1 protein-coding gene is annotated in these 475 nt (G+C 44.4%); it reads right to left on the reverse strand.

All coding sequences use genetic code 11. The features are described from left to right. A partial coding sequence (locus B4237_RS14215) for a biotin carboxylase N-terminal domain-containing protein (RefSeq protein WP_286943649.1) occupies positions 1-475 on the reverse strand: 475 nt, incomplete at both ends.

A 475-nucleotide genomic window follows, 5' to 3' on the forward strand; every position in this document is an offset into this window, starting at 1 on the left:
CAACCTTTTGATGACGGCGTTGAATCGAACAATCTCGTTCAAATAGATAGACATAATTGCCATGCATATCACCAAAGACTTGGATTTCCACATGACGCGGTGCGATCACGGCTTTTTCAATAATCAGCTCACCAGAACCAAAGGCATTTTCTGCTTCTGAACGTGCTGTTTTTAAAGCCTCTAGTAAATCAGCAGATTGATGAACCAGTCGCATACCGCGACCACCACCACCCGCTGAGGCCTTAACCATCAAAGGAAAACCAACTTTTTCAGCCTGCTCAGCCAAGTATTCAATCTCTTGCTGATCTCCCTCATAACCCGGAACACAAGGAACACCTGCTTCAATCATGGCAATTTTGGATAAGCGTTTACTGCCCATCAGATGAATTGCAGCAGCATTTGGCCCAATAAAAGTGATGTCATTGTCGCTGCAAGCCTGAGCAAAATCGGTATTTTCAGACAAGAAACCATAACC

Origin of the sequence: Acinetobacter sp. UBA6526 (genome assembly GCF_002434875.1) — a bacterium.
GTDB lineage: Bacteria > Pseudomonadota > Gammaproteobacteria > Pseudomonadales > Moraxellaceae > Acinetobacter > Acinetobacter venetianus.